Below are 22,286 nucleotides of genomic sequence, written 5' to 3'. Positions count from 1 at the left end.
TAATAAAAGTTTTTGTTGGTTGCTTGCGTGGGTTACTCTTTATATAAGTAATGGAACGTGCCATTGGTAACTGCAAAACCTTGACTGGTCTGTGATAATCCAACAACGGCAGTTTTTCGGGGACTCACCTCGGTAAAGCTGTTATGGGTATGGAACACGTAGTTCCACTGGCCCTGGGCATCCTTAAACATATCACCATGACCGGTGCCGTAATAGCCTATGTTGGCACGATTGATAACCGACTGCGATGATTTGGTCCAAGGACCGAAAGGCGACGAGGCTGTAGCCACACCAACGGCATAGTCGATATTACGGAAATCGTTAGCCGAGTAGAACATATAATAGGTATCGCCAAGATGCAGTACAGTAGGACCCTCGGTTACTCCCCAACTGGCCTGTGCCGTATTCTCCCACTGCTCCGAGGCATGGATACACTCCTGGGCTGTTTCTTCCTTAATGCCCATCAGGTCGTCGGTCATCTCGGCCACAAAGATACGGTTGCCATCCTGCAATCGCACATGATACAGATAAACCTTACCGTCGGTATCAAACAGTACAAAAGGATCGATCGCTTTTCCTGGGGTAGCAATGCACTTTTTCTCCTGCTGGGTAAAAGGTCCTTTGGGCGAGGTGGCTATTGCTACGGCAATCTGCTCGTTGGCTGTGTAGAACATATAATAGGTATCGCCACGTTTCACTACCTGTGGTGCCCAGAAACCTGTAGTACCATACGAGGTAGCCCCCGTTAAGCAGAACCCATTGGTATTACCAACCGGTCCCTGCCAGGTTTTCATATCGGCAGAACGGTATACATAGAAACCAGTATCCGAGTTGCTACCTGTACCATATAAATAATAGGTGCCATCGGTATCCACAAAAATGGTGGGGTCGGCTTCAGTCAGCACTTCCTGTTGGGGTACAGATGGTTTCTCGGGCACAGGTGCTACTGCGCTACCCGTGTCGTTCGAACTACATGATGGTAAAACAGTAAGTACTGCCATCAGAGTCATCGATAATCTTAAATTGGCTTTCTTATACATTTAGTTACAATTGGGTTGGTAATAAAGATTTCAGCGGCAAAAGTAATAAAAAGGATTATTAGGCACGGGTAATATTGTTCTGAAAACGGGTAATATCGTCAAAAGTACAGAATTACTGCACAAAAATAGGGGTAATATCAGAATTAATCGCTAAATTTGCACACAGATAAAAACGAAGCTATGCGATATATAACGTTACTCCTTACTTGGATATTTGCCAGCGTCATGGTAAATGCTGCCGACTTTAAGTTCCAGCATCTGAACACCTCGTGCGGTTTACCCAACCAGCAGGTCGAGTGCATGGTACAGGATAACAACGGCTATATATGGATAGGTACACGTAACGGACTGGCCAGATATGATGGTTATAATGTAGATACCTACTACCATGTTGAGGGACAGCCCAACTCATTAGTGCATAACTTTGTTCATGGATTGTTTGTGGATAGCAAGCACCGCCTATGGATTAGTACCGAGAACGGTGTGAGTATGTACCGTCCCGAAACCGACGACTTCCGTAACTATTTCAACGTAAGGGGCTACTGCACCAGTTTTGTAGAGACCAACGACGGCAGAATACTCACCGGCTCGGGACAGTTGTATGCTTACGATGCCAAGACCGACTCGTTTGTAGTGATTCCATCGCTCAATGCCGGCACCATTGCCTCGCTGGCTAAGGATAGGGCAGGCAACATCTACGTGTCGGCCAGTCAGATGATATTCTCGATGAGCGCTAACCTCACAAAGATACTACCGCTAAACATCAGTCTGAACGATGGACAGCCCGTAAGCCATAACGCCATCCTCCCCTTGCTAGTTGATTCAAAACAGCGCCTATGGGTGGGCTGCAACGATGGTAGTGCCATCTGCTACAATCTGAAGAGTCATGCCCAACAGCGTTATACAGCCAACCAACTAACCGGCGGCATCATCCGTGTGATTATCGAGGACAAGCAGCACCGCATCTGGTTTGGTACCGAGAACGGCATCCTGACGTTGAATCCCGATGGCAGCAGCATACTCACACAGAAGCACTATGGTAGCGACGGTCTGTCGGACAATGCGGTATATACTATCCTGGCCGACCGTCAGAACAACATCTGGATAGGCTCATACTTCGGTGGCGTAGATTATCTGTCGACTCAGAAACCGCAGTTCCGCCATTTCGAGCCCAGTGCCGCGAAAGGCGAGTTAAAGGCGCGCATACCACGCATGATTACCGAGACATCGCCTGGCATCTTCTGGATTGCTAGCGAAGACCAGGGTGTAAACATCTACAACTCTATCACAGGTCTGTTCACACCTTTTACCGAGATTCCTGGTCTAGACTCGAACACGCATAGCATCTACTACGATGCGAAGACATCGGATATCTGGATTGGCACACGATTCAAGGGATTATACCGTTATAATCTTCAAACCCGCAAAACCACCCAGTATTACCGTACCAAGGGACTTACATCGGAGGGTGTTTTTTACCTGACCCGTGATAAGAACGGACGCTTGTGGATAGCCACCATGGAGGGACTGCGCTACTACGACGAGCAATCGGATACGTTCTGCACGATAGGCGACGACCTGCTGGACCGCACATTTATCTACTCGCTGTTTGTAGATCGCCACAACCAGTTATGGGCCAGCACGGTGGCTTGCGGCTTGTATTGCATCAGCAACGGCAAGGTAACAAGTTACAGTAGGGATAACGGCAGCGGACTGACCGATAATTACATCATATCGTCATTCGAGGACTCGAAAGGTCGCCTGTGGATAGGCACTAACAATAACGGCTTGTTCTGGCTCAACAACAAGAACGGCAAAATTCATCAGGCAGGCACATGGATACCCCGCCAATGTACGGTTTGCAGCATTGTTGAGGATAAAACGGGTAGCTTGTGGATTGGTACCGACCAAGGTTTGTTCAGCCACCGACTGAGCGATGGGCATACCCGCTGTTTCTCGGCAGGTGCCGAACTGCCCGTCAACCAGTTTAACTTTACATCAACCTATCTGGCCACCGACGGACGCGTGCTGATGGGAACCTTCGACGGTCTGATAGCCTTCCAGCCCAAACAGATGCACACCGAGGCCAGGAACATGTATGTGCATTTCAAGAAACTGTTTGTAAACGATCAGGTACGCTCGCAGATCGACTATACCGACAGCATCACACTCACCTACGAAGAGTCGCACTCGTTCCACATCGAGTATGGTGTAGTGATGCCCGAGAATGTGCAGGGCATACAGTATCAGATAAAGGTGGATGGTATTGATAAGGAATGGCGCAGTGTAGGTGCCGAACGCCGGTTCTATGGTTATCTGCTCAGTCCGGGCACCTACCAGCTGCACGTAAGGGCAAACACCTGCGACAGCGACTGGGATAAATGTCCTGAACGCACGCTTACCATCGTTATCAAGGCACCGTTCTATCTCTCCACCCTCGCGTACATTATATACTTTATATGTTTTGCCGCACTGGTGTGGGGCGGACTCACGCTCTACAATATCCGCATGAAAGAGCAGGCCAAGGTACGCTATGCCAACATGGAGAAAGCCAAGGTTGAGGAGATCGACCGCATGAAGTCGAACTTCTTCACGATGGTATCACATGAGCTCAAGACACCACTCTCGCTCATCATCGCGCCACTAAAGAGTATCAGCGCCAGCGAGGTGGATAAGGAGGTGGGCGAATCGCTGAACCTTGCCATTCGCAACTGCTCTAAGATGGAACACCTGATTAACGAGCTGGTGACCTTCAACAAGATTGAGTCAGACAATTTCCCGTTCTACGTACAGCAGGGCAACCCAGTGGAGTTTGTGGGTGTGGTGGCCGATAACTTTAACGAGGCCGTTCAGGCCAAGGGCTTACACCTCACCGTGAACTGCATCGACAACGGCGAAGACGGTTGGTTCTCGCCCTCGTATATCGAGCATATACTGAACAACCTCATGTCGAACGCCATCAAGTTCACAGGTAACGGCGGCGCCATCACCATCCATGCCGAGATTACACAGACGGCGGATTCGCCCGACCTGTTCCTGAAGATGCAGGTAACCGATACCGGTATCGGCATTATCAAAGACGAGCAGAAGAATATATTTGAACGTTTCTACCAAACCAAGCGCGGCTACAGCACCAACAGCAGTGGCTGGGGCATCGGTCTGGCGCTCATCCGCCGACTGGTTGAGATCCATAAAGGCTCGGTATCGGTAGAGAGCGAGCTGGGCAAGGGCAGCACGTTTACGATACTGCTGAACATCTCAGGCAACGCATTCTCGGATAAGAACAAGATAGCAGGCGATAGCGAACAAGCCACGGTAAGCAACTATCTCAGTAAACTCGATGCCACACCCGTTACCATCGCGGGCAGTGCCGTTTCGGCCACTGCTGCCCCATCGGCCTCAGCAACACATAAACATACCTTGCTGGTGGTTGAGGATAATGAGGATATGCTGAAATTCCTGGAGCAGCTGTTTGCTGCCGATTACAACGTGATAACGGCGCCCGACGGACAGCAAGCATGGGACATCGCCATCAGTCGTTCGGATATCGACCTGGTGGTATCGGATGTGATGATGCCTGTGATGACCGGTGCCGAGCTATGTAACATGATAAAAGGCAACATGAGCACCAGTCATATACCCGTGATTCTGCTCACTGCCAAGGGCGATCCCGAGGACGTGAAGGATGGTTATCGCAACGGTGCCGATGCCTATGTACTGAAGCCTTTCGACCCCGAATCGCTTTCGCTACAGATCAGTAACCTTCTCAAACTGATACAGAACCGTCAGCAATCCATCTTTAATGACGGTGAAGAATCGCTGAAACAGAACGACAGTCTGACGCAGCTCGACCGCGACTTTATCCAGCGACTGATGGAACTGGTGGACAGCAACATCGGCAACGCCAACTTCTCGGTTACCGATATCACCACCGAATTAGGTATGAGTCGCAGTCTGTTGCACACCAAGATGAAGAATCTGATGAACACCTCGGCTGGCGACTACATCCGCCACAAGCGCATACAAAAGGCTTGCCAGATGATTACCGACGGACATAATGTTTCGGAAACAGCCTACAGCTGCGGCTTTGCCGACCCCAACTACTTCTCAAAGGTATTCAAGAAAGTAGTTGGCGTGGCACCATCCGAATATACTAGTAACCGCGCACAACAGCAAAACCATTAGGCTTATAGTTATTTTTTTCATAATCATGCCGCAAAGATAGAAAAATTATTGCAAAAAGTGATGCACATTCGGTATTTATTTGTATATTTGCCACATGAAAGATAAAGTTGACCACTATACTATATGTTTTATAGACAGTTGCCCGTTGCACAGGCACTGTTTGAGATGGATGGTAGGCCGTTATGCCGATACCAGTAGAGAAACATACCTGTCTGTTAACCCACATAACCCACTGATGGGAAGCGACAGTTGTCCGTTGTATCGCGAAGATATACGTGTTATCAAGAAGAAAGGCTTTACCAACATGTATTACGACATGCCTTGGCACCTGGAGTTTAAGATACGTCGACAGCTGATTGCTAAGTTCGGGCGCAAGCAGTATTTCCAGATGCGTAAGGGCGAACGCCTAATAACACCCGACCAGCAAAAGGTGATAGAACAGGTAATGCGTGCCAACAACTGGCAAGGCCCCATCAAGTTCGACGGGGAGGTAGAAGATTACCTGTGGTAAGAACTTAATCTTTTTGTGATTTCAAGAGTTGTTGATCGGCAGGTGCCACATCAACAGTCTGTACGTCGCCCTCAACATCAAAGGCAAGCGTAGTTACATCGGGTGTTACATCAAGTGTGCATGTAGCTCCCACATACAGCGGCATACACCTGTTAGCACCAAAGGGCAGTCCGCAGGCAATAGGAATATCCAGATCGTTAAGATGCGCAATAAGCATCTGCTCAACGCTATCGTACTGAATATCGAACCTGATAGAACTGAAAGTACCGAAGACAATACCTTTTACACGCGAGAAATCTAACTGCAGTCGCAACATATAGAACAAACGGTCGATATCGTGCAACGACTCTTCCATCTCCTCAAGAAACAGAATAATGTCCTGATCTTCGGGCAGGTTGAACTTTGTTCCTGCGATGGCCGAATAGCTCGACAGATTTCCACCTATCAGAATACCTTCGCCATGACCGCACTGGTTGTTTGGATTACCAGGCACCTTAAAATGCGGCACCATGCCAAACAGCATATTGCGCATCAACGTAGAACAGGGCTCCAGATTACCTGCCAACTGGAATGCCATCGGTCCGTGCATGCTCATCACCCCTGCCCCAGCCTCAGCATAAAGCAGTGTGGTAATATCGCCATGCCCCACCAGCCACTTGGGGTGCTGACGATAACTATCCCTACTGATACGGTTAAGCAGATGGATAGAGCCGTAACCACCTCGACTACAGATGATGGCCTTAATGCTATCATCCTGCAGTGCCCACATCATATCGGCTGCACGCTCATCGGCTGTGCCTGCATACACATCAGCATTCAAACAGTTGGTATGAGGACCGATAACAGGTTGTAAGCCCCAGCTCTCGATAACTGCTGCGGCTTCGGCTATCACTGCCTCATCTACCCTGTAGGCAGGCGACACCAATGCGACCTTATCACCCGGTATTAGAAACGGTGGCGGTACAATTGTTTTCGTCATAAAGTTAATAGATAGTCACGGAGACATGTTTCTGTTGCAAAGATAAACAATTCTTTCAATTTATGCAAGAAAAACGCCCAAAATTTGGCATATTGCCATCTTTTTTGTACTTTTGCCGGCAAATTGTAAAACAAGAGGATCAAGATGGTAAAGAAACTAAGACAAGGTACACTTTGTGTACAGGCCGGCTACAAGGCCAAGAACGGAGAACCAATTGAGTTGCCCATCATCCAGAGTACTACATTTAAGTACGACGACTCTGAGGAGATGGCAAAGTTGTTCGACCTGGAGAAGGAGGGCTATTTCTATACCCGTCTGCAGAATCCCACCAACGATGCGGTAGCAGCTAAGATCTGCACACTCGAAGGCGGTGTAGGTGCTATGCTCACATCTAGCGGTCAGGCAGCTAACTTCTACGCTATGTTCAATATCTGCCAGGCTGGCGACCACTTCATCACATCGAACGAGATTTATGGTGGCACTTACAACCTCTTTGGCGTCACCATGAAGAAGCTGGGCATCGAATGTACCTTCGTATCGCCCGAAGCCAGCGACGAGGAGATTCAGGCAGCCTTCCGCCCGAACACAAAGGCTGTGTTTGGCGAGACTATCTCGAACCCTGGTTGTGCCGTGTTCGATATTGAGCGTTTCGCTAAGATTGCTCACAAGAACGGTGTTCCCCTGATTGTGGATAACACCTTTGCCACACCAGTAAACTGCCGCCCCTTTGAGTGGGGTGCCGATATCGTAACCCACAGTACCACCAAGTATATGGACGGAATGGCCACACAGGTTGGCGGTTGTGTTGTGGATAGCGGTAACTTCGACTGGTTGGCTCATGCCGAGAAGTTCCCCGGACTATGTACACCTGATGAGAGCTACCACGGACTTACCTACGTAAAGGCCTTTGGCAAGATGGGCTACATGACCAAACTGGTGGCTCAGCTGATGCGCGACCTGGGCTCTATCCCTGCCCCACAGAACTCGTTCCTGCTGAACATGGGACTGCAGACACTGCACCTGCGCATGGCCCAGCACTGCAAGAATGCACAGAAGGTAGCCGAGTTCCTGAACGCCAACGATAAGGTGGCTTGGGTACACTACTGCGGACTGCCTACAGATAAGTACTACGCACTGGGACAGAAGTATCTGCCCAACGGCAGCTGCGGTGTGATTGCCTTCGGACTGAAGGGTACTCGCGAGACAGCCATTAAGTGGATGGACTCGCTGGAGATGATCAACATCGTAACCCACGTGGCCGATGCCCGCACCTGTGTGCTGCATCCTGCCAGTCACACCCACCGTCAGCTCAGCGATGAGCAGCTGCGCGAGGCTGGTGTAGCACCCGACTTGATCCGTCTTTCAGTAGGTATCGAGGATGTAGAGGATATCCTGGACGACATCAAGCAGGCACTCGAAAAGATATAAGCCGACGGCAAACGTCGAAACACAGGGGGGCAAACGTCGAAAGAGATTTCACGCTTGCCCCCTTTTTTCATACCTTTGCAGCAGAAAAATTTAAAAATTCAAGAATGTAAAAATTAAAAATATAAAAGGTATGAAACAGATTAGATTTTTCCTGGTAACAATGATGCTGACACTCTCAGCAGTAGTAATGGCACAGAAGACTACCGTTAGTGGCGTACTGATGGACAAAACCTTGAATGAGGGCGAACCATTTGCCACCGTACGCGTGTTTAAGGCAGGCAAGAGCGATAAACCCATCGCCATGTTTATCACCGACGAGAACGGTCGCTTCCAGCAGGAGGTAAAAGGTAAGGGTAAGTTCGACATCGTATTCAGCAGCGTAGGTAAGGAAGAGCTGCGCCAGAGCATCGAACTGGGAAAAGAAACGCCACTCGATCTGGGTACGATCTTTATGAAAGAGAATGAAACCATGCTGAAAGGTGTGGAGATTGTTGCTCAGAAGCCATTGGTAAAAATGGAGGTCGACAAGATGAGCTACAACGTAGCCGAGGACGAGGACTCAAAGTCGAACACCGTGCTCGACATGCTGCGCAAAGTGCCCATGGTAACGGTTGACGGACAGGATAATATCACCGTAAACGGTAGTTCATCGTTTAAGGTCTATGTAGATGGTATGCCAAACGTGATGTTCTCGAGCAACCCATCAATGGTATTCAAGAGCATGCCAGCCTCAGCCGTTAAGAGCATCGAGGTCATGACCAACCCAGGCGCCAAGTACGATGCCGAGGGTGCTGCCGGCGTGCTGAACATTGTGATGAACAAACAGAATCCACAGGCTGCACAGAGCATGAACGGCTATAACGGAACTGTACGTGCATCGGCTGGTAACAAGCAGTTGGGCGGAAGCCTGTTCCTGAACGGACAGCAGGGTAAGCTGAGTTATAGCGCCAACGTGATGACCAGCTACAACAAACCTGGCAACACCACCACCGAGATGGAACAGATTCAGGACAACGGAGTTAGCCAGTTGATGACATCGAGCAACAACGTAAAAACACCATTCACCATGGGAAGCTTGAGTCTGGGATACCAGCTCGACTCGATGAGTGTGCTGAACCTGACTGCCCAGGTGAACTCGATGAACATGAAGAGCACCGGCACATCTACCACCACCATGGGTGGCAACGCTTACGGCAATGGATTCAGTTACGGCAGTACTACAGATATGAAGAACTCACGTACTTCATTCAGCGGAAGTATCGACTACCAGCGTTTCTTCAACAAGGAGCACACCCAAAGCCTGGCTCTGACCTACCAGTTGAACTACAGCCCCGCCACCACCGAGATGACCAACAACTTTGGAACAAGCTCGACCATTATCGATCTGACCGACCGTTTCTCGGAGAATAAGGATAAGACCACCAACCACATCTTCCAGCTCGACTACACCATGCCACTGGCACAGGGACAAACACTGAGTATGGGTAGTAAATTGCAACTGCACGATGCCACATCAGATGCCAAGTACTATCTGAAGGGCACCTACGATCCCAGTTCAAGCTCCGATTACGAGTACAAGAACTCTATCCTGGCCGGTTACGGCGAGTATGTAGGCAACTTTGGTCAGTTCGGTCTCAAGGCTGGTCTGCGCTACGAGTACACCTGGCAGGATGTTGAGTATCATCTGGGTAACGGTCAGGACTTCAGCACCAGTTACGGTAGTCTGGTTCCTACAGCCAGCATGCAGTACACCATCTCGCAAGGTTCAAATCTCGGTCTTACCTACAATATGCGAATCAGTCGTCCTGGTATCTCTTACCTGAACCCATACGTTGATAAGACCAACCCCATTGCTCTGAGCTACGGTAATCCCGACCTGGATGTTGAGAAGGCCCATAACGTATCGCTGGTTTACAATGCCTTTACATCAAAGTTGATGGTAAACCTGAACCTGCATCACAATTTTGTGGATAACGCCATCTCGCAGTACAGTTTCTACGATAACGACAACCTGCTGAACACCACCTACGGCAACGTTGTAAAGAGTCATCAGACTGGTTTGAGCGGCTATGTTAACTACCTGCTCACTAAGAATACCCGTATCTTCTTCAACGGCGGTCTGAACTACACCGACCTGCGCAGTACAGCACTCGACCAGAAAAACAGCGGATGGACAGCCAACATCATGGCCGGCATACAGCAGACACTGCCTTGGGACCTGAAGCTGAGCGCCTTCGCCATCACCTCTACCAAGAGCTACAACCTGCAGGGCTACAGCGGCGGTTTCAACCTGGTAACAGCCAGCGTATCGAAGAGTCTGCTCAAGGATAAGCTGAACCTGAGCATTTCAGGACTGATGGGACTGAACAAGGGCGGCAACATCAATATTGAGACATCAAGCCGCGGTAAGGACTTTACCAGCAACACCAGCATCAAGGTGCCCATCTACGGCGTAACCTTCACCGTTAGCTACACCTTCGGTAACTCAAGAATGTCGCAGAAGCAGCACCAGAGCCGCGTACAGAACGACTTCATCGAGCAGCAGTCGCAAGGTGAGATGTTGAACAGCATCGGCAGCGATATGTAAGAAAAAGATGGAATAAAGCGTTCTTTTTACAAAAAAGGATGCTTTATTCTAAATTATTTCATATATTTGCAAGCGTTATGAAGAAGATAGATAAAAAAAATATCTGGTTACTACTGACACAGCTTGGTGTTTGGGCCATCATCATACTGGCAATGCCGCTGGCCACATTCCTTAGCACGCAAGACTTACATGCCACAAAGACCTCGTTCTTTGTGGTTTGGGGTATTCTACACTCGCCCTTCGTAATCTATTTCATCAACTTCTACCTGTTCGGTCCATTCCTGTTTTTCCGCCGCAGGTTCTGGTGGTTCGCACTGTGTAACCTGCTCACTATCCTACTGATGAACAGTCAGTTCTTCATGCTATGGTTCCATCGTGACCGCATTCCGCATGAGATAACGATGACACCAAACATGTGGATAGGTATCTTTGCTGGCATGTTGATGTTTATGCTGCTCAACTGCTTTGTGGGCGCTATCGCCATCGGCATACGCCACTTTATGCGTATCCGACAGATCAAGCAGCAGCTCAAGGAAGAGAAAGCTAAGAACACTGAGGCCGAACTGGCTTGGCTCAAAAATCAGATAAACCCACATTTCTTATTTAATACACTCAACAATATTTCGAGTTTGTGCCAAATAGATGCAGATGCCGCCCAGGATGCTATCGCACAACTGAGCGATTTGTTGCGCTACGCTATGTACGAGACAAATAAGAAAACGGTGCCCATCGAGGGCGAGGTGGAGTTTATGCGTAACTATATCGAACTGATGAAACTGCGCTGCAACGAAAAAACAGAGGTAACCACATCGTTCGATATCAAACAGAACATGGAAATAGCTCCTTTGCTATTCATATCACTCGTAGAGAATGCATTCAAACACGGTGTGAGCAGCAACCGTCCGTCGAAGATCGACATCCGATTGCTGCAGAACGCTGACGAACTGATATTCAACTGCGACAACACCAACTTCCCCAAGGATGATGCCGACCGTAGTGGTTCGGGCATCGGACTGGAGAACACCCGTCGCCGCCTCGACCTGATGTACAAGGGGCATTATACCTGGGAGCAAACGCTCGAAGATGATATCTATCACGTGAGGATTACTTTAAACATTATACATTAAACATTATACATTAAACATTAAAGATTAAAGATTAAACATTATATGCCATTAACCTGTATTATAGTAGATGATGAGCCACTGGCCGTAAAGCTGATGGAATCGTTTGTAGCTAAGACACCCGACTTGAAACTGCTGGGCAGTTTCACCGACTCGGTAGAGGCTATCAACGCCGTTAAGGAGCAGAAGCCCAACCTGCTGTTCCTCGACATACAGATGCCCGACCTGAACGGCATGGAGTTGGCACACATGATACCAACAGAAACCCGCGTGGTGTTCACCACTGCCTTCAAGGAGTATGCCTTTGAGAGTTACGAAGTGAGTGCCCTCGACTTCCTGCTCAAGCCCATCCGCTATAACAAGTTCATGGTGGCCGTAGAGAAAGCCAAGGAGTGGTTTGCCAAAAGCGAATCGCCTGTCAGCCAACACCCATCCCCCATCACCAATCACCCATCAGCCATCTTCGTTCGCGTGGATGGCGAGTTGCGTAATATCACCATCAGTGATATCATCTATGTAAATGGTATGAAGGATTACGTGATGTTCTATCTCGACAGCGAGCCCAAGCCACTCATCACCCACCTCACGATGAAAGCTGTTGAGGAGATGCTGCCACCTGAGAAATTTCTGCGTGTACACCGATCATATATTATAGCGGTTGACAAAATAAGAAAGGTTGACCGCAACGATTGCATTTACATCGGAAACGAGATTATTCACGTGCCCGATGGCTACCAAGATGCCTTCCATAAATTCCTGGGAACGCGCACAATTAACAAAATGTAACTTTGCGATAAAAATTTTCGGGTTTTTACTTGGATGGTATCTGTAATTTTCCTACTTTTGCAGTACAATTAGTAACAAAATGTAAACTTAAAACGTTTTAACGACAATGGAAGTTGAGAAAATTATGCAGGCCTTGGAGCAGAAGCATCCAGGCGAAATGGAGTACTTACAGGCAGTAAGAGAGGTGTTGGACAGCATTAAGGATGTGTACAACCAGCACCCCGAGTTTGAGAAAGCCAAAATCATAGAGCGCATCGTAGAGCCAGAGCGTATCACTACTTTCCGTGTGCCCTGGGTCGACGACAAGGGCGAGGTACAGGTAAACATCGGTTACCGTGTGCAGTTCAACAGCGCCATTGGTCCCTACAAAGGCGGTTTGCGTTTCCACCCATCAGTAAACCTCAGTATCCTGAAGTTCCTCGGTTTCGAGCAGACCTTCAAGAATGCACTTACCACCCTGCCTATGGGTGGCGGCAAGGGCGGATCCGACTTTGCTCCCCGTGGTAAGAGCGATGCCGAGATTATGCGTTTCTGCCAGGCATTCATGTGCGAGCTGTACAAGGTGATCGGTCCTGATATGGACGTACCTGCCGGTGATATCGGCGTAGGTGGTCGCGAGATTGGCTATCTGTTTGGCATGTACAAGAAGCTCACCAGCCAGTTCCATGGCGCTACCCTCACTGGTAAGGGCATGGAATGGGGCGGCTCTATCCTGCGCCCAGAGGCTACAGGTTATGGTGCACTCTACTTTGTTCACCACATGCTGGAGACTCACGGACTCGACATCAAGGGTAAGACCGTTGCTCTGTCAGGTTTCGGTAACGTAGCATGGGGTGCTGCCAAGAAGGCCACCGAGATGGGTGCCAAGGTTATCACCATCTCAGGTCCTGATGGATACATCTACGATCCCGCAGGTCTCGATGCAGAGAAGATTGAGTACATGCTGGAGCTCCGTGCCAGTGGTAACGACGTATGTCAGCCATACGAGGAGGAGTTCGAGGGTTCTAAGTTCTTCGCAGGCAAGAAGCCTTGGGAGCAGAAGGCTGACATCTATCTGCCATGTGCTACTCAGAACGAGCTGAATGGTGCTGATGCCGACATGATTCTGGCCAACAAGCCACTCTGCGTAGCCGAGGTATCTAACATGGGTTGCACAGCCGAGGCTGTCAACAAGTTCATCGCCGCTGGTCAGCTGTTCGCTCCTGGTAAGGCTGTTAACGCCGGTGGTGTAGCCACATCAGGTTTGGAGATGACTCAGAACTCAATGCGCATGAGCTGGACCGCTGAGGAGGTTGACCAGCGTCTGCACCAGATTATGAGTGGTATCCACGAGCAGTGCGTGAAGTACGGTAAGGAAGGCAACTACATTAACTATGTAAAGGGTGCCAACGTAGCCGGCTTCATGAAGGTCGCTAAGGCTATGCTCGCTCAGGGCATTGTGTAGAGCTCGGCGATAGCCAAGGTCTATACGTTATGCCTTCAGGCATATCGTTTAATTGATGGTTCTTATACATAAAATAGTCGCAACGACACTAACACTAATAATAAGCTTTACCGCTCAGGCGCAAACCGAGAGCGGTAAGGCTTCGTTTTATTCTAAAAGCTCCAGCGGCCGCCGAACGGCCAGCGGTGTGCGACTGCATCACGACAGTCTTACATGCGCCCACCGCACCTACCCTTTCGGTACACTGCTGTTAGTAACCAACCCAGCCAATGGTAACCATGTTATCGTAAAGGTCATCGACCGTGGTCCGTACGTTAAAGGTCGCGTTATCGACCTCTCGCATCGTGCCGCCAAAGAGTTAGGCATCATCGCCCAGGGCATAGCCCCTGTGATTGTCGAGGAGTTTAACGAGTCGGTCATCCCGTTCAAACCTGCCGAGGTATTCAGCAAGCCAGAGCTCGACTTAAGTACCAGCGATGGCGATGCCGCCACACCAATCTGGGTTGAACTAAACCAACAGATGAAACAGAAAAAGCAGCAGGAGCATAAAGAAAAAAAGAAGCGATAGGACGAACCCTATCGCTTACTTGTTTGAATCCTGAACTCCCTTGTCTGGGAAACAATCTCATTACGACCTAGAAAAACTCCTATACGGAAAACAGCCTCGCCATCTCTTAATCCATTATCAGCCCGTACGAGCGCTGTATATCTGATGCCCTTACCTGGGGCTATACTCTCTATCATTACGTTGTCAGAAACCTCTATATGCTTGTTTCCGCTTATTTCTGTTACATTAGGACGTACGCGGTACAGAATCTTATCTGTTGTATTATAAACCTCGAACACAATTCTGGCCTCCTCACCACGTGCCAGCACCTGGTCGCGACTACTGTCGATCAGCATCGGACGGCGGATCTCCAACACATCAGGTGTGCGAGCTGGTGTATTATCCATATATATGCGATCATCGGGATAGTCATAATCCGACTGGCGTTGAACGCTGCCACGATCCATACGGCGCTGTTCGTATTGCTCCACCTTCTTTTGATGCGCTTCATCGGCTGCTTGTCCTACAGCTGCACCAACAATTGCACCACCGGCCATGCCAATCAGCGTGCCGACATCACTGCCACGTGGACCGCCAGAAAGGCCTCCGATAGCCGAACCGATGATTGATCCGAACCAGGCACCTGTGGTAGCCCCTGTCTCCGTGTAGGTGCCACAACTACTCAGCAGCAGCATGGCACCAAGCGACATAACAAACAACTTCTTCATAACCAATCTAACTAACTAATTAACTATTTCGGTGCAAAGATACGCATATATACAAAAAAAAGAAAAGGAATTCCCCCACACTTTGGTAGGAAAATCCCTATTCTTTATAATTAGAATATAAAATTCTAACGATTACTCAGCCTTAGCCTCTTCAGCAGGAGCCTCAGTTGCAGGAGCCTCAGCTACGGGAGCCTCAGCGGCCTCTGCCTTTGGAGCAGCCTTGCGTGAACGACGGGTTGACTTCTTCTTAGTATCCTTTGCCATCTCTGGATCAAAGTCAACGAGCTCGATGAAGCAAACCTGAGCAGCGTCACCCTGACGAGTACCGAGCTTAATGATACGAGTGTATCCACCGGGACGATCGCCAACCTTCTCACTTACAGTAGAGAAAAGCTCCTTGATAGCCTCCTTGTTCTGGAGGTAGCTGAATACTACACGACGAGAGTTGGTAGAATCCTCCTTAGCCTTAGTGATCAGGGGCTCTACATACTTCTTCAGGGCCTTAGCCTTTGCTACGGTCGTAGTGATTCTTTTGTGCATGATCAGCGAGATAGCCATGTTTGCGAGCATGGCACTGCGGTGAGATGCAGTACGACCGAGATGATTAAATTTCTTATTATGTCTCATAATTATTTTTTGCTTTTATTGGGCAAGAGATTACTCTCTGTCCAGTTTGTATTTTGAAATATCAGTTCCAAACGACAGATTCAGACTCTCGAGCAAATCATCAAGCTCAGTGAGCGATTTCTTACCAAAGTTACGGAACTTCAGGAGGTCTGTCTTATTGTACTGTACCAGATCGCCAAGTGTCTCAACATCAGCGGCCTTGAGGCAGTTGAGGGCACGAACCGAGAGGTTCATGTCAACGAGACGAGTCTTAAGCAGCTGGCGCATGTGCAGAATCTCCTCGTCGAACTCCTGGTTGCTCTCAGTCTCAGAACTCTCGAGAGAGATCTTCTCGTCAGAGAACAGCATGAAGTGGTAGATGAGGATCTTAGCAGCCTCTTTCAGTGCATCCTTTGGGTGGATGGAACCGTCCGTAGTAACCTCGAGTACCAGCTTGTCATAGTCGGTCTTCTGTTCAACACGATATGGCTCAACAGCGTACTTTACGTTACGGATCGGAGTGTAAATAGAATCGATTGCAATTACATTAACGTCGGTGCAGAACTCGCGATTCTCATCGGCGGGTACATATCCACGACCTTTGTTGATTGTAATATCAATCTGCATCGATGCTTTGGAATCTAAATGACAAATCACCAAATCGGGATTTAACACTTCAAATCCAGAAAGATACTTGCTGATATCACCAGCCTTGAATTCTGTAGAATTCTCGACCGTGATACTTACTTTCTCGTTCTCGAATTCTTCTACTATTTGCTTGAATCGAACTTGCTTCAGATTCAAGATAATGTTGGTTACATCTTCCTTTACACCGGGAACTGATGAGAATTCATGCTCAACACCAGCAATGCGGATGGTGTTGATAGCATAACCCTCGAGTGATGAAAGCAGAATGCGGCGAAGGGCGTTACCAATGGTTACACCAAAGCCAGGCTCCAAAGGACGGAATTCGAACTTGCCGAACTTGTCGTTGGCCTCCAACATTACGACTTTATCGGGTTTTTGAAATGCTAATATCGCCATTAATTTAAATGATTTTAGTTCTTAGAGTACAACTCAACGATTAACTGCTCCTTAATATTCTCGGGGATGTCGGCGCGCTCAGGCTTGTGCAGGAACTTACCGCCCTTTACATTCTCATCCCACTCAATCCAAGGATACTTGCTGTGATTGAAACCTGCGAGAGCAGCTTCAATAACCTCAAGTGACTTAGACTTCTCACGAACAGCTACAACCTGACCAGGCTTAACAGCATAAGAAGGAATATTAACAACCTGACCATCAACTGTAATGTGCTTGTGACCTACGAGCTGACGAGCAGCAGCGCGAGTTGGAGCAATACCAAGACGGAATACTACGTTGTCGAGACGACTCTCGAGGTTCTGCAGCAGAACCTCACCAGTGATACCCTCAGCCTTAGCTGCCTTCTCAAACATATTACGGAACTGACGCTCGAGTACACCATAGGTATACTTGGCTTTCTGCTTCTCTGCCAGCATGACTGCATACTCCGACATCTTACGACGACGGTTGTTGCCATGCTGTCCAGGAGGGAAGTTTCTCCTAGACAAAACTTTGTCTGCGCCGAAGATGGGCTCACCAAAACGACGCGCAATTTTTGATTTCGGTCCTAAATATCTTGCCATAATAATAAAATATGTTTCTTCTTAATAATCCTTCTAATAATTATACGCGACGACGCTTTGGAGGACGACATCCGTTGTGTGGCAGTGGAGTTACATCGATAATCTCCATTACCTCGATACCAGCACCATGAATGGCACGGATAGCTGACTCACGACCGTTACCGGGACCCTTAACATAAGCCTTAACCTTGCGAAGACCCAGGTCGTAAGCAACCTTAGCGCAATCCTCAGCAGCCATCTGGGCAGCATAAGGAGTATTCTTCTTAGAGCCACGGAAGCCCATCTTACCAGCTGATGACCAAGAGATAATCTGACCCTCGTCGTTAGCCAGCGATACAATAATATTATTAAAAGAACTGTGTACGTGGAGCTGGCCGATAGCGTTTACTCTCACGTTTCTCTTCTTTGAAGTGACTGTTTTCTTTGCCATAATTCCTAATTTCTTAAATGTTCAACTTAGAATTACTTCGTAGCCTTCTTCTTGTTAGCAACAGTCTTCTTCTTACCCTTACGAGTACGAGCATTATTCTTAGTGCTCTGACCGCGAACGGGAAGACCGTTACGATGACGGACGCCACGATAGCAACCAATATCCATCAGTCGCTTGATATTCAACTGGATCTCTGAACGGAGATCACCTTCTACTTTGAATTCAGCGCCGATAATTTCACGGATTTTGGCTGCCTGGTCGTCAGTCCACTCGTTAACCTTCAGGTCACGGCTGACACCTGCCTTATCCAATATCTTTGCTGAACTACTTCGACCAATACCGTAGATATAGGTCAATGCGATTTCGCCACGCTTATTCTGGGGCAAATCTACTCCAACAATTCTTATTGCCATTGTTAATTAAAAAGATAAAAATAAATTACTCTAAAAATTACATTTCTTGCTAAAAAGCATGCAAAGGTACGAAGAATTTTTCAATTCTCCGCCATTTTATGCATTTTTAACATTAACCCTGACGCATTTTGTACTTAGGGTTCTTCTTGTTGATAACGAACAGGCGGCCCTTACGACGTACGATTTTGCAGTCTGGGGTACGCTTCTTCAATGATGCTCTTGTCTTCATATTAATTCGTATTGTTTATTTGTATCTGAATACAATTCGTCCCTTTGTCAGGTCATAGGGGCTCATTTCCACCTTAACCTTATCACCGGGGAGGATCTTGATATAGTGCATTCTCATCTTACCAGAGATATGCGCAATAATCTGGACCCCATTTTCAAGTTCTACACGAAACATCGCATTCGACAGCGATTCTACAATTGTTCCGTCCTGCTCAATAGCGGATTGTTTTGCCATACTTAATGTTTAATATAACTTACCTTCTAATTTCTCCACTTCTTCAAAAGAAGACAGGATTTCGGCCTGACCTTTTCTTACAGCAATGGTATGCTCGAAATGAGCGGCTGGCTTTCCGTCGCGTGTACGGATGGTCCAGCGATCAGCATCCATCCAGATGGCTCGGTTACCCATTGTTACCATAGGCTCGATTGCCAAGCACATACCGGCTTTCAGCATGATACCGTTGCCACGTCGACCATAGTTAGGCACCTGTGGGTCTTCGTGCATCTCGCGACCGATACCGTGACCGGTCAACTCACGTACGATGCCGTACTTCTGTGCCTCACAATGCTCCTGCACTGCAGCGCTGATATCCCCCAGGTGTTTGCCTGCAACGGCACTTTCGATACCTTTGTAAAGCGACTCCTTGGTAGTCTTCAACAGCTGCTTGACCTCGTCGGAAACCTCGCCCACACAGAATGTGTAACACGAATCTCCATTAAAGCCGTTCAACAGTGTACCGCAGTCGATCGAAATGATGTCGCCCTCTTTGAGAACAGTCTCAGCGTTGGGCACGCCATGAACCACTACGTCGTTCACCGATGTGCAGATGCTGGCAGGAAACGGCCCTCCATATGGATTGGGGAAACCCTTGAAAGTTGGGATAGCACCATTATCTCTAATGAACTCATCCGCTATCTTATCCAACTGGAGGGTCGTTATACCAGGCTTAATATGTTTAGCCAATTCGCCAAGCGTTTTGCCAACAAGTTGGTTGGCCTGGCGCATCAGCTCTATCTCATCTTCAGTTTTTAGATATATCTTCATAGAAGATTAGTATGCGGCCATTCCACGTCCGTGAATACGACCTGAACTGAGCAGACCGTCGTAATGACGCATCAGCAGGTGACTCTCGATCTGAGCGAGTGTGTCGAGCACAACGCCCACCAGAATCAGCAACGATGTTCCACCGAAGAACTGAGAGAACGCATCCTGAACATTCAGCAAGCTTGCCAATGCAGGCATGATAGCGATGAATGCGATGAACAATGAACCGGGGAGAGTAATGCGACTCATAACTGTGTCGATGTACTCAGCGGTCTCCTTACCGGGCTTAACACCTGGGATGAAACCATTGTTACGCTTCATGTCCTCAGCCATCTGAGTAGGATTCAGAGTGATGGCTGTGTAGAAGTATGTGAAAGCGATAATCAGTATAGCGAAAATGATGTTGTAGGTCCAGCTGTGATGATCGAGCATCGTGCGAACGAACCAACTTGCATTCTCAGGAGCTGAATACTGTACGATAGTCAATGGAATGAACATCAGAGCCTGAGCAAAGATGATAGGCATTACATTGGCAGCGAACAGCTTCAGGGGGATATACTGACGTGCTCCACCTACCTGCTTGTTACCTACGAGGCGCTTAGCGTACTGAACGGGCACTTTGCGAACACCCTGTACCAGAACAATTGATGCGCAAACAACTGCATAGAGAATGATGATCTCGACCAAGAACATAACCAGTCCACCACCAGTGATGGCAGTGAATCGCGAGCTAACCTCCTGGATGAATGCCTGAGGCAGACGTGCGATAATACCGATCATAATAATCAGTGAGATACCATTACCTATACCCTTATCCGTAATGCGCTCACCCAACCACAGGATAAACATGCTACCTGCAGCCAGAATGATAACAGCAGGAACCATGAAGTATGACCATGAGATGCCTGTTGCCAGGGCAGCTCCCGAAGTCATCTTCAGGTTCATCAGGTAACCCGGTGCCTGGAACATCAGGATGGCTACAGTGAGCCAACGGGTGTACATGCTGATCTTCTTGCGGCCGCTTTCACCTTCGCGCTGCATTTTCTGCACGTAGGGAACAGCGACAGCAAGAAGCTGCATTACGATAGAAGCAGAGATGTAAGGCATGATTCCAAGCGCAAAGATAGATGCGTTGGAGAATGCACCACCGGAGAACATGTCGAGCAATGACATCAAACCACCGGCAGTCTGTGACTGCAATTGGCTTAACATGGCTGGGTTGATACCAGGAAGTACAACGAACGAACCAAAACGATAAATTGCTACGAACAGGAGAGTGATGAGGATGCGCTGGCGCAGGTCCTCAATCTTCCAGATGTTCTTCAGTGTCTCTATTAACTTCTTCATTTTTAATGTTAGATTTTTGTTGCGTTACCACCTACTGCCTTGATTGCCTCTTCAGCAGTCTTTGAGAAAGCGTTAGCTTCTACGTCAACCTTAGCCTTGAGCTCACCGTTGCCAAGAACCTTTACCAGCACCTTGCCATTGGTAAGACCAGCAGCGATCAACTCCTCAATGCCGATCTTGGTGAGGTTCTTCTCCTCAGCAAGCTTCTGCAGTGTAGAGAGGTTAACTGCAAAGTACTCCTTGTGGTTGATGTTCTTGAAACCAGACTTCGGAACGCGACGCTGGAGTGGCATCTGACCACCTTCGAATCCAATCTTTCTCTTATAACCAGAACGAGCCTTGGCACCCTTGTGTCCACGAGTAGAAGTACCACCCAGACCTGAACCAGGTCCGCGACCGATACGACGACTTGAGTGGGTAGAACCCTCAGCCGGCTTTAAATTATTCAGTTTCATAATCGAATCTACTTTTAAAATGTTAATTACTCAACTACTGTTACCAGGTGGTGTACCTTACGGATCATACCACGGATTGAAGGAGTATCCTCTACCTCAACAACCTGAGAGATCTTGCGCAGGCCGAGAGCCTCGAGAGTGCGCTTCTGATCAACTGGATAACCGATCTTACTCTTAATCTGCTTTACCTTAATTGTTGCCATAGTTATTTTCTCCTTTAACCTCTAAATACTTTATCCATACTGATTCCACGAGTACCTGCTACAGTATAGGCATCACGCATCTGACTCAGAGCTACGATAGTTGCCTTAACCAGGTTGTGAGGGTTAGATGAGCCCTTTGACTTAGCGAGCACATCCTTGATACCAACACTCTCCAGTACGGCACGCATAGCACCACCGGCAACAAGACCGGTACCAGCAGCAGCTGGCTTCAGGAATACCTGAGCACCGCCGAAGCGAGCCTCCATCTCATGAGGGATGGTACCCTTGAGTACGGGAACTTTAACAAGATTCTTCTTAGCTGCCTCAACACCCTTGGCGATAGCTGCTGTAACCTCACCAGCCTTACCAAGACCCCAGCCGATGATACCGTTGCCGTCGCCGACAACTACAATGGCTGCGAATGTAAAGGTGCGACCTCCCTTTGTTACCTTGGTAACACGGTTGATGGCAACCAGTCTGTCTTTCAACTCTACGTCACTATTTACTTTAACTTTGTTCATTGCCATAATCGT

Annotated in this window: 23 protein-coding genes; 8 read left to right on the top strand and 15 right to left on the bottom strand. The window is 48.3% G+C overall.

The window, feature by feature from the left end:
- Positions 1–32 precede the first annotated feature (32 nt).
- Positions 33–1,040: a glycoside hydrolase family 43 protein gene (locus T499_RS0101680; RefSeq protein ID WP_033149496.1), complete on the bottom strand. Its 1,008-nt coding sequence runs from the start codon at positions 1,038–1,040 to the stop codon at positions 33–35.
- A gap of 180 nt (positions 1,041–1,220) precedes the next feature.
- Between T499_RS0101680 and T499_RS0101675 the strand changes: the two genes are divergently transcribed.
- Together T499_RS0101675 and T499_RS0101670 are read left to right on the top strand one after the other, a co-directional pair.
- A complete protein-coding gene (locus T499_RS0101675) occupies positions 1,221–5,225 on the top strand; it encodes a hybrid sensor histidine kinase/response regulator transcription factor (protein ID WP_033149495.1) in 4,005 nt (1,334 codons plus the stop codon).
- A gap of 94 nt (positions 5,226–5,319) precedes the next feature.
- Positions 5,320–5,736 (top strand): DUF6078 family protein, encoded by a 417-nt coding sequence (locus tag T499_RS0101670; protein WP_255327354.1) that lies wholly within the window; start codon positions 5,320–5,322, stop codon positions 5,734–5,736.
- Positions 5,737–5,740: 4 nt separating this feature from the next.
- Here T499_RS0101670 and T499_RS0101665 read toward each other — a convergent pair whose 3' ends face one another.
- Positions 5,741–6,715 (bottom strand): S66 peptidase family protein, encoded by a 975-nt coding sequence (locus tag T499_RS0101665; protein WP_084162847.1) that lies wholly within the window; start codon positions 6,713–6,715, stop codon positions 5,741–5,743.
- Positions 6,716–6,859: 144 nt separating this feature from the next.
- Between T499_RS0101665 and T499_RS0101660 the strand changes: the two genes are divergently transcribed.
- The 6 genes from T499_RS0101660 to T499_RS0101635 all read left to right on the top strand — a co-directional run bounded on the left by T499_RS0101660 (position 6,860) and on the right by T499_RS0101635 (position 14,652).
- Entirely contained in the window at positions 6,860–8,143 is a 1,284-nt protein-coding gene (locus T499_RS0101660; RefSeq protein ID WP_013063038.1) for an O-acetylhomoserine aminocarboxypropyltransferase/cysteine synthase family protein, read from the top strand.
- A gap of 130 nt (positions 8,144–8,273) precedes the next feature.
- Positions 8,274–10,730, top strand: a complete 2,457-nt coding sequence (locus T499_RS0101655; protein ID WP_033149494.1) for an outer membrane beta-barrel family protein — start codon at positions 8,274–8,276, stop codon at positions 10,728–10,730.
- Between the two features lie 77 nt (positions 10,731–10,807).
- Complete coding sequence (locus T499_RS0101650) at positions 10,808–11,857, top strand: sensor histidine kinase (protein ID WP_052173278.1); 1,050 nt, start codon at positions 10,808–10,810, stop codon at positions 11,855–11,857.
- Between the two features lie 42 nt (positions 11,858–11,899).
- A complete protein-coding gene (locus T499_RS0101645) occupies positions 11,900–12,640 on the top strand; it encodes a LytR/AlgR family response regulator transcription factor (RefSeq protein ID WP_033149492.1) in 741 nt (246 codons plus the stop codon).
- 106 nt (positions 12,641–12,746) lie between these two features.
- Complete coding sequence (gene gdhA, locus T499_RS0101640) at positions 12,747–14,084, top strand: NADP-specific glutamate dehydrogenase (RefSeq protein ID WP_033149491.1); 1,338 nt, start codon at positions 12,747–12,749, stop codon at positions 14,082–14,084.
- Between the two features lie 55 nt (positions 14,085–14,139).
- Entirely contained in the window at positions 14,140–14,652 is a 513-nt protein-coding gene (locus tag T499_RS0101635; RefSeq protein ID WP_033149490.1) for a septal ring lytic transglycosylase RlpA family protein, read from the top strand.
- A gap of 8 nt (positions 14,653–14,660) precedes the next feature.
- Here T499_RS0101635 and T499_RS0101630 read toward each other — a convergent pair whose 3' ends face one another.
- From T499_RS0101630 to rpsE, 13 genes are all read right to left on the bottom strand, one after another.
- A complete protein-coding gene (locus T499_RS0101630) occupies positions 14,661–15,359 on the bottom strand; it encodes a glycine zipper domain-containing protein (protein ID WP_013063848.1) in 699 nt (232 codons plus the stop codon).
- A 132-nt stretch (positions 15,360–15,491) separates the two neighbouring features.
- The gene (gene rplQ / locus T499_RS0101625) at positions 15,492–15,986 is read right to left on the bottom strand and encodes a 50S ribosomal protein L17 (protein WP_013065636.1); all 495 of its coding nucleotides are present in this window, start codon (positions 15,984–15,986) and stop codon (positions 15,492–15,494) included.
- 30 nt (positions 15,987–16,016) lie between these two features.
- Complete coding sequence (locus tag T499_RS0101620) at positions 16,017–17,009, bottom strand: DNA-directed RNA polymerase subunit alpha (protein WP_013064365.1); 993 nt, start codon at positions 17,007–17,009, stop codon at positions 16,017–16,019.
- 14 nt (positions 17,010–17,023) lie between these two features.
- On the bottom strand, positions 17,024–17,632 hold the full coding sequence (rpsD, locus tag T499_RS0101615; RefSeq protein ID WP_013064747.1) for a 30S ribosomal protein S4: 609 nt from the start codon (positions 17,630–17,632) through the stop codon (positions 17,024–17,026).
- A 40-nt stretch (positions 17,633–17,672) separates the two neighbouring features.
- Complete coding sequence (gene rpsK, locus T499_RS0101610) at positions 17,673–18,062, bottom strand: 30S ribosomal protein S11 (RefSeq protein ID WP_013063216.1); 390 nt, start codon at positions 18,060–18,062, stop codon at positions 17,673–17,675.
- Between the two features lie 32 nt (positions 18,063–18,094).
- The gene (gene rpsM / locus T499_RS0101605) at positions 18,095–18,475 is read right to left on the bottom strand and encodes a 30S ribosomal protein S13 (RefSeq protein ID WP_013065210.1); all 381 of its coding nucleotides are present in this window, start codon (positions 18,473–18,475) and stop codon (positions 18,095–18,097) included.
- A 112-nt stretch (positions 18,476–18,587) separates the two neighbouring features.
- Positions 18,588–18,704, bottom strand: a complete 117-nt coding sequence (gene rpmJ, locus T499_RS0101600; RefSeq protein ID WP_009160995.1) for a 50S ribosomal protein L36 — start codon at positions 18,702–18,704, stop codon at positions 18,588–18,590.
- 15 nt (positions 18,705–18,719) lie between these two features.
- The gene (gene infA / locus T499_RS0101595) at positions 18,720–18,938 is read right to left on the bottom strand and encodes a translation initiation factor IF-1 (RefSeq protein ID WP_004341775.1); all 219 of its coding nucleotides are present in this window, start codon (positions 18,936–18,938) and stop codon (positions 18,720–18,722) included.
- Positions 18,939–18,947: 9 nt separating this feature from the next.
- Complete coding sequence (gene map, locus T499_RS0101590) at positions 18,948–19,748, bottom strand: type I methionyl aminopeptidase (protein ID WP_013064374.1); 801 nt, start codon at positions 19,746–19,748, stop codon at positions 18,948–18,950.
- Between the two features lie 6 nt (positions 19,749–19,754).
- Positions 19,755–21,095 carry a preprotein translocase subunit SecY gene (gene secY, locus T499_RS0101585; protein WP_013063504.1) on the bottom strand — a complete coding sequence of 447 codons (1,341 nt, stop codon included), beginning with the start codon at positions 21,093–21,095 and terminating at the stop codon, positions 19,755–19,757.
- An 8-nt stretch (positions 21,096–21,103) separates the two neighbouring features.
- Positions 21,104–21,550, bottom strand: coding sequence for a 50S ribosomal protein L15 (rplO, locus tag T499_RS0101580; protein WP_013064744.1), 447 nt, complete (start codon positions 21,548–21,550; stop codon positions 21,104–21,106).
- 26 nt (positions 21,551–21,576) lie between these two features.
- On the bottom strand, positions 21,577–21,753 hold the full coding sequence (gene rpmD, locus T499_RS0101575; protein ID WP_013063208.1) for a 50S ribosomal protein L30: 177 nt from the start codon (positions 21,751–21,753) through the stop codon (positions 21,577–21,579).
- Positions 21,754–21,767: 14 nt separating this feature from the next.
- Positions 21,768–22,280, bottom strand: a complete 513-nt coding sequence (gene rpsE / locus T499_RS0101570; RefSeq protein ID WP_028902366.1) for a 30S ribosomal protein S5 — start codon at positions 22,278–22,280, stop codon at positions 21,768–21,770.
- Positions 22,281–22,286 lie beyond the last annotated feature (6 nt).

The sequence above is a fragment of the Prevotella sp. RM4 genome (genome assembly GCF_000701965.1).
GTDB lineage: Bacteria > Bacteroidota > Bacteroidia > Bacteroidales > Bacteroidaceae > Prevotella > Prevotella ruminicola.
The sequence above is the reverse complement of the archived record's forward strand: the minus strand, read 5'-3'. Positions and strand labels throughout refer to the sequence as shown.

Bases quoted from the DNA above. Each gene is read 5' to 3' on its own strand.
- T499_RS0101680 (WP_033149496.1), bottom strand. From the start codon at position 1,040: ATGTATAAGAAAGCCAATTTAAGATTATCGATGACTCTGATGGCAGTA.
- T499_RS0101675 (WP_033149495.1), top strand. From the start codon at position 1,221: ATGCGATATATAACGTTACTCCTTACTTGGATATTTGCCAGCGTCATG.
- T499_RS0101670 (WP_255327354.1), top strand. From the start codon at position 5,320: ATGAAAGATAAAGTTGACCACTATACTATATGTTTTATAGACAGTTGC.
- T499_RS0101665 (WP_084162847.1), bottom strand. From the start codon at position 6,715: ATGACGAAAACAATTGTACCGCCACCGTTTCTAATACCGGGTGATAAG.
- T499_RS0101660 (WP_013063038.1), top strand. From the start codon at position 6,860: ATGGTAAAGAAACTAAGACAAGGTACACTTTGTGTACAGGCCGGCTAC.
- T499_RS0101655 (WP_033149494.1), top strand. From the start codon at position 8,274: ATGAAACAGATTAGATTTTTCCTGGTAACAATGATGCTGACACTCTCA.
- T499_RS0101650 (WP_052173278.1), top strand. From the start codon at position 10,808: ATGAAGAAGATAGATAAAAAAAATATCTGGTTACTACTGACACAGCTT.
- T499_RS0101645 (WP_033149492.1), top strand. From the start codon at position 11,900: ATGCCATTAACCTGTATTATAGTAGATGATGAGCCACTGGCCGTAAAG.
- gdhA (WP_033149491.1), top strand. From the start codon at position 12,747: ATGGAAGTTGAGAAAATTATGCAGGCCTTGGAGCAGAAGCATCCAGGC.
- T499_RS0101635 (WP_033149490.1), top strand. From the start codon at position 14,140: ATGGTTCTTATACATAAAATAGTCGCAACGACACTAACACTAATAATA.
- T499_RS0101630 (WP_013063848.1), bottom strand. From the start codon at position 15,359: ATGAAGAAGTTGTTTGTTATGTCGCTTGGTGCCATGCTGCTGCTGAGT.
- rplQ (WP_013065636.1), bottom strand. From the start codon at position 15,986: ATGAGACATAATAAGAAATTTAATCATCTCGGTCGTACTGCATCTCAC.
- T499_RS0101620 (WP_013064365.1), bottom strand. From the start codon at position 17,009: ATGGCGATATTAGCATTTCAAAAACCCGATAAAGTCGTAATGTTGGAG.
- rpsD (WP_013064747.1), bottom strand. From the start codon at position 17,632: ATGGCAAGATATTTAGGACCGAAATCAAAAATTGCGCGTCGTTTTGGT.
- rpsK (WP_013063216.1), bottom strand. From the start codon at position 18,062: ATGGCAAAGAAAACAGTCACTTCAAAGAAGAGAAACGTGAGAGTAAAC.
- rpsM (WP_013065210.1), bottom strand. From the start codon at position 18,475: ATGGCAATAAGAATTGTTGGAGTAGATTTGCCCCAGAATAAGCGTGGC.
- rpmJ (WP_009160995.1), bottom strand. From the start codon at position 18,704: ATGAAGACAAGAGCATCATTGAAGAAGCGTACCCCAGACTGCAAAATC.
- infA (WP_004341775.1), bottom strand. From the start codon at position 18,938: ATGGCAAAACAATCCGCTATTGAGCAGGACGGAACAATTGTAGAATCG.
- map (WP_013064374.1), bottom strand. From the start codon at position 19,748: ATGAAGATATATCTAAAAACTGAAGATGAGATAGAGCTGATGCGCCAG.
- secY (WP_013063504.1), bottom strand. From the start codon at position 21,095: ATGAAGAAGTTAATAGAGACACTGAAGAACATCTGGAAGATTGAGGAC.
- rplO (WP_013064744.1), bottom strand. From the start codon at position 21,550: ATGAAACTGAATAATTTAAAGCCGGCTGAGGGTTCTACCCACTCAAGT.
- rpmD (WP_013063208.1), bottom strand. From the start codon at position 21,753: ATGGCAACAATTAAGGTAAAGCAGATTAAGAGTAAGATCGGTTATCCA.
- rpsE (WP_028902366.1), bottom strand. From the start codon at position 22,280: ATGGCAATGAACAAAGTTAAAGTAAATAGTGACGTAGAGTTGAAAGAC.